The organism is Moorena bouillonii PNG (genome assembly GCF_001942495.1).
In the GTDB taxonomy this organism is placed as follows: Bacteria; Cyanobacteriota; Cyanobacteriia; order Cyanobacteriales; family Coleofasciculaceae; genus Moorena; species Moorena bouillonii.
The window spans coordinates 8,033,539-8,040,544 of the sequence record NZ_MKZS01000001.1; the positions used below are offsets into that span (position 1 = coordinate 8,033,539).

The following is a 7,006-nucleotide window of genomic DNA, read 5'->3' on the forward strand; positions in this document are numbered from 1 at the left end:
CTCGCGATTGCAAATCTCTCTAACCTAAATTATTGGGTTTGCAGACACGCCCTAGCGGTAATGGCACTATCTGGAAACACAAATAAGCCTTGGGTAGTAATGGCAATATCTCCACCATTGCCTCGATTAGCATTGGCGTTGATCAAGCTACTTTCAATGAGACCTACCAAGGCTAAAGTATTCCCTGGTTGAACCTGTAATTGGGATCCAAGATTACTGCGATCAAAAGGAGTAAAAATACTGCCATTGAGGGTTTGTCCTGGACCAACTACTGTAATATTTACCGGATTTTTTCCCATCTGTAAACCAGGGGTAATATTAATCGTTAATAACGGTGCTTGGTTTGGTTCAGTGGCACTAAATTCAATCCCATTTCCAAATACTACACTCTCGGCAGTAGTAGCAAAAAATGAACCACCAATATTCAACGAAGCATTTTGCCCAAAGATAATCCCGGCTGGATTAATCAGAAATAAATTAGCGTTACCATTAGCACGAATCAAGCCGTCAATGTTAGAAATATTTCCTCCGGTGACACGGCTAAAGATATTGACAATATCCCCAGCATTGTTAAAAAAGGCTGACCCGTTGCTGGGTACAGAAAATTCCGAGAAGCTATGAAACAAATTATCTGAAGTGCGTACGCCAGATTCAATCAAGAAATTCACTCCATCATCACTATTAACCGTAGTGGATAAGGTGCCATCACTGCTGATTTGGGCGGTGGCGATATTGGGGATGAGGACACTAGAGAGTAAAAGATGGCCGAGTAAATAGCATCGCTGAATAGTTTGGTTCATCAACTTGACCCTGGTGGCTGATGTAACTTCGGTTTGAGTGGGATATGGTTATTTTTCCCATCACCGATGGTTAAACTTACAAATCGTCAGCTGTCAGTTGTCAGCTAAAGTAGCTAAAGTAGGGTGGGCAAAGTAATTTAATCATTAATACTCATTTGAACCAAACTGTCTTTGCCCACCCTACAATCTATGGTCACGCTACGCGAACGGGAGAATTTAATAGTTCGAGATTATAGCACTACGCATTAAGGTGTTTGACATTGATACAAGCTGCCAAAGCTGTTATACTGAGGTCTTGCACCAAGTTTAAAATAGACCTGTGAAGGTAGGCAATAGGCATGCTAGCAATAGGCAACAGTGATAATATTTGACTGTTTCTGTAATGAAATTGATTGTTATCCGTTAGGCTATTTAGTATTTCTGTACTGGTGCAAGATCTGAGTTATACCAAACTTTTGCCTTTTGCCTGTTGCCTTTTGCCTTTTGCCTGTTGCCTGTTCCCTGTTGCCTTTTGCCTGTTGCCTTTTGCCTGTTGCCTTTTGCCTGTTCCCTGTTCCCTATTCCCTGTTCCCTGTTCCCTATTGAAAACCGCTATATTAGATTACTTCGTACCATACAAGCGATCGCCTGCATCCCCAAGTCCTGGAACAATATAGCCATGGTGATCTAATTCTTGATCAATAGCCGCCGTATAAATCACTACATCCGGATGCTGCTGTTGGAAATAGTCAAGCCCTTGCTGTGCGGCTAATAAGCACAGAAACTTAATGGACTTCGGGCTAACTTCCTTGAGTCGGTCAACAGCAGCAACGGCAGTATTACCTGTAGCTAACATCGGATCAACCACCAACACATCTCGCTGAGTCATATCATCGGGGAGTTTGAAATAATATTCGATGGGCACAAAGGTATGGGGGTCACGGTACAAACCGATATGACCGACACGAGATGATGGGATGAGTTCTAGAATACCATCTAACAGACCCTGTCCGGCTCGCATAATCGAGACAATCACCATCTTCTTTTCTGAAGCCAGCATCGGAGCTAGCATCGGCGAGATTGGTGTATTGATTGGTTCATACTTCAGGGGCAAATCCCGTGTTACCTCGTATGCCAACAATAACCCAACTTCTTTAAGGAGTTTACGAAATTTGGCAGTACTGGTTTCAGCCTGACGCATCAGGCTTAACTTATGCTGCACCAGGGGATGGTAAATTACTTTGACATTATTGATCATTAGTGATTGATCATCAGTGATTGGTGGCGACCTATTTGACTTTAACAGAAAGTGACACTATTTCAAAAATAAACGGTTGCGTGGCTAATTTGTATATGGCTAATTTGTATATAAAGTGTGATTAGCGCATTAATTATCACAACATCAATAATAAGATAGCATTTACAAATATATCATGAAAACAAATGCTGATTTATGATAAAACCAAAAAATCCTAGCATCCCTCTTTACTGCTGTTCCCTATTCCCAAATCCGCTGTTTTCTTTTTTAATCAATCCTATGTTTACATCTCAACTAAAAATTCTATACTATGAATACTAAATTCTTGAATTATCAGCGCATAATTAACCTTAGCACCGTGTTGGCTATCCTTTTTCTAGGAGCTTGCACGGGAAAACCCAACCGTCTAACCCAGCAAAGCTTTGAGGTCAAATTCTTAGTCGGTAGCGCTTTAGGGCAATTCTGCGAGCAAGCAGCCGAGCAATTTAACCAACAACAGCCCAAATTAGACAATGGCAAGGGGTTTTATCTCAACTGCGACACTAAAAGTAGTAGCGATGTGGTAACTAGTCTGACATCCCTGGCACAACAACTCAAATCCCGTAGCCTTAAGCGTAATCGGCCAGAATTTCCTACCTTAGTTTCCGTGGATGGGGAAATCTATCATCGTCAGTTAATCGATCAGATCAATCAGATTTTTCTAGGGAAAGATTACATTGGAGAAATTCCCGATGCGCCGTTGTTAGCCCATAGCCCCATGGTATTTATGACATCGGCAGAATTAGCCGATGGATTACGGCAGCAACCGGATTTGTACAAAGCTTTGGTTAATACCAAAACCCACCAGGAACTGGATCCCAATAGCCCTCAATTGCCCATTCACCTTGTCCACACTGCTCCTACTGGCTCCAATTCTGGTTTACAAACTTTAGTGGCTCAATTCGCCAGTGTATCTGGTAAACGACCAGAACAATTGACAGTAGCCGATGTGGAGGGTTATCAGACACAGATCCAAGCCATACAGAGTAAAGTGATTCGCTATGGTGTCTCTACCAGGTCCTTGGCAAAGGACATGGTGAAGAATGGTTCATTTTGGGCATCAATTGCTTCAGTGTACGAGTCTTCAGTGATTGCTGCCAATTCCGATCAGCAAGCTGGGCAAAGCCGCTATGAGGCAGTGTATCCCCAGGCCACCTTTACCTCCAATATGCGAGCAATTTTACCCAACGCTCCTTGGGTCAGTAGGCAGGAAAAGGCTGCTGCGCAACAGGTGATTGACTATTTGCGATCGCCCCAAGTGCAAAAAATTGCCACAGAACTTGGTTTAAGACCAGGTGTACCAGAAGTGCCATTAGGTGCCAAGTTTTCTGCTCAATTCGGTGTTGACTCCAAGACCAGATACGATTCCCTGGGTTCCCCTCAACCAGAGGTAGTGGCAGCAATGCTCAAGTCCTGGCAGGAATTTGCCAAAAAACCCTCACAAGTGGTGGTGCTGGTAAACTCTTCTGGTTCTATGTCGGAGAATAAATTAGCAGCGGTTAAAAAGACCTTGGGCGCATACATCGAGAGTTTAGGACCAACAGAGCAAATTGCCCTGATTGATTTTGATTCCGAGATTCGTCCACCAGTATTGGTAGATAGCACCCCTCAAAAACGCGATCGCGCTATGGCGTTTATTCTTAATCTCAACCCTGACGGGGGTAATCGGTTATATGATGCTGCCCTGGAAGCCCGTAACTGGTTACAAAACAATTACCGAGAGGGTGCCATTAATGCTGTAGTAATTTTGACCGATGGCGACGATTCTGATTCTAAGCTTCGTCTTGATCAACTGTTTCAAGAACTGGAAAAAAGTGGCTTTTCCAGCGATAAGCGAATTGCCTTTTTCACTGTTGGTTACGGTAACGAAGGAGACTTTAATCCTAAAGTACTAGAACAAATTGCTGAATTTAATTGGGGATACTACCGTCAAGGGGATCCATCAACTATTTCTCAATTAATGGCAGCTTTAAAACTGGAGTTTTAAAAATTATGAATTATGACAGATGAATTGATAATGAGTCCCTCTAAATTATAGAGCTATCGTTTATCAGCCAATGATGAAAGTTAGCTTACCCTTTGATTATCCCATGTCTTTGCTAGTCGGTGGGTAAGCATATGCGCTACGCGCACGCGTGCGCGTTCAGCGCTCAGTGGTCAGCGCTCAGTGGTCAGCGCTCAGCTGATGTCACAGAGATGAAACCAATGCGTACCTGTTTTATTCAAAAGCACCTCAAGTAACGCATTAGCTGAGAGCTCTCAGCTGAATGCTTACGTCGGTGGTGTACTACTCGTAGTTGGTGTCCGGTTTATACCGAGCTACTGTAGTATCCTGATTTAGGGTAAGTGTTGTGCTCAGTTTACCAGCCGCCTTATTCTACGGATATTCTCCTCCAAGAATTTATTGCCCATGGTTCCAATGACCCAGATGTTGCCACCGTTTACCAATGTATTGCTCTCCATCGGTAGCAATAAGCACCAGATAAATCAGGGTAAACCGGATCAACACTCAGCACTCAGCACTCATACCAAGTTGCGGTTAAACGTACAACTTTCTCTTCCCCCCATCTCCCCATCTCCCCATCTCCCCATCTCCCCATCTCCCCATCTCCCTAATCCCTACTTCCAGATCGGACTATTTTCCACTAGCTGTTAGAATATTGCGGTAGCCAATGACTAATCACAATGAAGTCTAAACTCAACTATATCCTGCAATGTATTTATGGCAAGGTGTACTATTTGTTAACCCGCCCAAAATTTTCCCTGTCAATTAGTTCTTTGATTTCTCGAACGGTGGTAGCTTGAATCGCAATTCTATCCTCAATTTTTAGGGATGGATCGTAAGATGGTTGACTAGTATTCGTAATTTTTCCTCCTCCTCCAGTAGGACAAGCAATAAAAGCCACAGAGGCTAACCAGGGAAATTTAACTGAGAAATCGTCAATCCAGTTTTGGGCATAATCCCTCCAGTGGCAATCTTCAAGCAAGGAGGCTAATTCGCCTTTCATAAACTCCTGACTCGTGATTCTGGGTAAGATTTTGTCGTGATATCGAACCTCTGCATCAGAGCCAAAAGCATCTTGTATTAGTTCCAGAGCAGCGATCTGATCACCTTCTTTAGCAGGGGATAAATGCTGTCCGCAATAAAGTCCATCTGGAAATAAGTGAACTGCTGCATTGCGAACAAATACCTCTAATCTTCTCAATCCTAATTCATCTCCAGTCTGACCATAAGAAGGCAAATAATCGCCAATTTTTTTGGGAGCAATAAACTGACCGGGATTGCAGATAATGCCATGCAGAAACTGAGGTTCAAAAGTCGTTTCTGGGCGTTGCTGATTCTGGGTATGGTTTCGCCCCCCTAGCCCCCCAATTCTGGGGGGAACAAAACTCTTAAAGTCCCCCAAAGTTGGGGGATTTAGGGGGCTTTAATAAAACCAGATAATCGCGCATTCATTCCTTAATTCAGCAACGCCCGTTTCTGTATAGGGTTCTTGTTTGAAAGCTACACCCAAGCTTTTAGTACTTTCGTAATAACACCCATTTTATTGACAGATACTGATGCCTACTTCCACATCTTTTTCTTCTGGTTCAACAGCATAGACAATGCAGTAACTTATTCCCCGTTTTATAGCTTCATCAACAATACGGATTGCCAATGTGCCTGTTCCTGCACCGATATCAGCAATTCTAAATTCTACATTTTCTCCATACTTTAGTATCAATTCGTCAAGAAACTGAGGAATCATCTTGAGCAGATAACCAGTTGCATCTGCTTTGGGAGTCAAAGGTCTATAAGAATCTCTATTCATATCCTTCACATTCACCTTAAAAAAAAGCTAAAAATCCATTAAATCCCAAAAGATTATCTAGGTATTAATCACTATTAATCATTGATCATTGTTTGAGGAATATCTGATATTTTAACTCCTATTAATGCTAGCTCATTGAGGTAATTACCATTAACAGAAAGACGATGTTGATAAGACTGTTTAGCTTTGACTGATAAAATACCTTCTTTAATGATGGTTGCCAACATTTTACCACCATTATGCTGGCTTTGAGTATCAAGTAAATCTTCTTTAAGATTAAACGCTATCCAGCCTCCACCAACAATTAAATTATAGGCAAAAGCAAATGCCGAAGCCGGTAATCCTCCTGTTAGGGCAGAAGCACAGACCAAACAGTTAAACTTGGCATTTTCTAACTCATTATGAACTTCATTAGTTACATTAGGAAATTCCTCAACATAATACTTATTATAAACATTTGGTCGTTCTCGTTTAGCTGCTTCTGCCGCTTCTATAACCACATCTGCTCCTACAATTGAAGTGACACCTTTATCCTTAAGACATTGACCAAGTAAACCAACTCCTGCAGCTAAATCTAAAACCGATAATTCAGAAGCAATTGATTGGGATTTGGTAACTTCATTTATCAAGATGTCGCTAATTATATTGTGTGTATTATACTTTAGCAAATCGACTAAAACATATTCATATAAACCAGGGATTTTGTAGGTTTGTTTATAATCTTGAATCCTCAGTTTTTGCTCTTGGTCATTTTCGGTTAAGATAAAATACTCTTCGGCTCGAATTAAATTTTCATCTGTATTTGGAAATGTGACAGTATAACCCTTTTTTTTCATTAGTTAACCCCCTCTATGATTGTGTTTTTAATTGAACTTACCCCGTGGGGGTAGTATATAAATTTACTATAAATTATGGTAGTCAAATATGATCATACCATCTTTGGGAATCCAAACCAACTCATCCAGGCATGTCGGTGGAGTATGTTTTTCGTTGAATGTGCCCACACAGATGGCTGTATCAAAACCACCTGATGCCAAGCTGGGGGGGCGACGAAATAAGCTAAAACCCAGACTCTATAAGCGACCTAGCCCTTATACCTCGTTGATAATACTTTCGTT

The 7,006-nt window shown here is 41.8% G+C and carries 8 protein-coding genes and 1 pseudogene; 4 read left to right on the plus strand and 5 right to left on the minus strand.

The annotated features are described in order from the left end of the window. Nucleotides 1–29: 29 nt before the first annotated feature. A complete protein-coding gene (locus BJP37_RS32790) occupies nucleotides 30–800 on the minus strand; it encodes a filamentous hemagglutinin N-terminal domain-containing protein (protein WP_075905297.1) in 771 nt (256 codons plus the stop codon). A gap of 462 nt (nucleotides 801–1,262) precedes the next feature. Here BJP37_RS32790 and BJP37_RS44150 point away from each other — a divergent pair, with 462 nt between their 5' ends. Then, the gene (locus tag BJP37_RS44150) at nucleotides 1,263–1,385 is read left to right on the plus strand and encodes a hypothetical protein (RefSeq protein ID WP_269087104.1); all 123 of its coding nucleotides are present in this window, start codon (nucleotides 1,263–1,265) and stop codon (nucleotides 1,383–1,385) included. Between the two features lie 16 nt (nucleotides 1,386–1,401). Here BJP37_RS44150 and upp read toward each other — a convergent pair whose 3' ends face one another. Further along, complete coding sequence (gene upp, locus BJP37_RS32795) at nucleotides 1,402–2,037, minus strand: uracil phosphoribosyltransferase (RefSeq protein WP_075905299.1); 636 nt, start codon at nucleotides 2,035–2,037, stop codon at nucleotides 1,402–1,404. Nucleotides 2,038–2,347: 310 nt separating this feature from the next. Here upp and BJP37_RS32800 point away from each other — a divergent pair, with 310 nt between their 5' ends. Both BJP37_RS32800 and BJP37_RS45285 read left to right on the plus strand, forming a co-directional pair. After that, nucleotides 2,348–4,063: a VWA domain-containing protein gene (locus tag BJP37_RS32800; RefSeq protein ID WP_075905301.1), complete on the plus strand. Its 1,716-nt coding sequence runs from the start codon at nucleotides 2,348–2,350 to the stop codon at nucleotides 4,061–4,063. 368 nt (nucleotides 4,064–4,431) lie between these two features. Next, nucleotides 4,432–4,542 (plus strand): annotated as a pseudogene (locus BJP37_RS45285) (substrate-binding domain-containing protein); the annotation flags it as partial. A gap of 269 nt (nucleotides 4,543–4,811) precedes the next feature. Here BJP37_RS45285 and BJP37_RS32805 read toward each other — a convergent pair. The 3 genes from BJP37_RS32805 to BJP37_RS32815 form a co-directional block, all read right to left on the minus strand. Next, nucleotides 4,812–5,483 (minus strand): hypothetical protein, encoded by a 672-nt coding sequence (locus tag BJP37_RS32805; protein ID WP_075905303.1) that lies wholly within the window; start codon nucleotides 5,481–5,483, stop codon nucleotides 4,812–4,814. 138 nt (nucleotides 5,484–5,621) lie between these two features. Continuing rightward, nucleotides 5,622–5,888, minus strand: coding sequence for a small ribosomal subunit Rsm22 family protein (locus BJP37_RS32810; RefSeq protein ID WP_075905305.1), 267 nt, complete (start codon nucleotides 5,886–5,888; stop codon nucleotides 5,622–5,624). A gap of 74 nt (nucleotides 5,889–5,962) precedes the next feature. After that, entirely contained in the window at nucleotides 5,963–6,724 is a 762-nt protein-coding gene (locus BJP37_RS32815; RefSeq protein ID WP_075905307.1) for a class I SAM-dependent DNA methyltransferase, read from the minus strand. An 88-nt stretch (nucleotides 6,725–6,812) separates the two neighbouring features. Here BJP37_RS32815 and BJP37_RS42055 point away from each other — a divergent pair. Then, the coding region (locus BJP37_RS42055) for a hypothetical protein (RefSeq protein ID WP_214607789.1) at nucleotides 6,813–7,006 on the plus strand (194 nt) is incomplete at its 3' end.

Excerpts from the sequence above, each read along its gene's own strand:
- BJP37_RS32790 (WP_075905297.1), bottom strand. The coding sequence starts at position 800 with ATGAACCAAACTATTCAGCGATGCTATTTACTCGGCCATCTTTTACTC.
- upp (WP_075905299.1), bottom strand. The coding sequence starts at position 2,037 with ATGATCAATAATGTCAAAGTAATTTACCATCCCCTGGTGCAGCATAAG.
- BJP37_RS32800 (WP_075905301.1), top strand. The coding sequence starts at position 2,348 with ATGAATACTAAATTCTTGAATTATCAGCGCATAATTAACCTTAGCACC.
- BJP37_RS32810 (WP_075905305.1), bottom strand. The coding sequence starts at position 5,888 with ATGAATAGAGATTCTTATAGACCTTTGACTCCCAAAGCAGATGCAACT.
- BJP37_RS32815 (WP_075905307.1), bottom strand. The coding sequence starts at position 6,724 with ATGAAAAAAAAGGGTTATACTGTCACATTTCCAAATACAGATGAAAAT.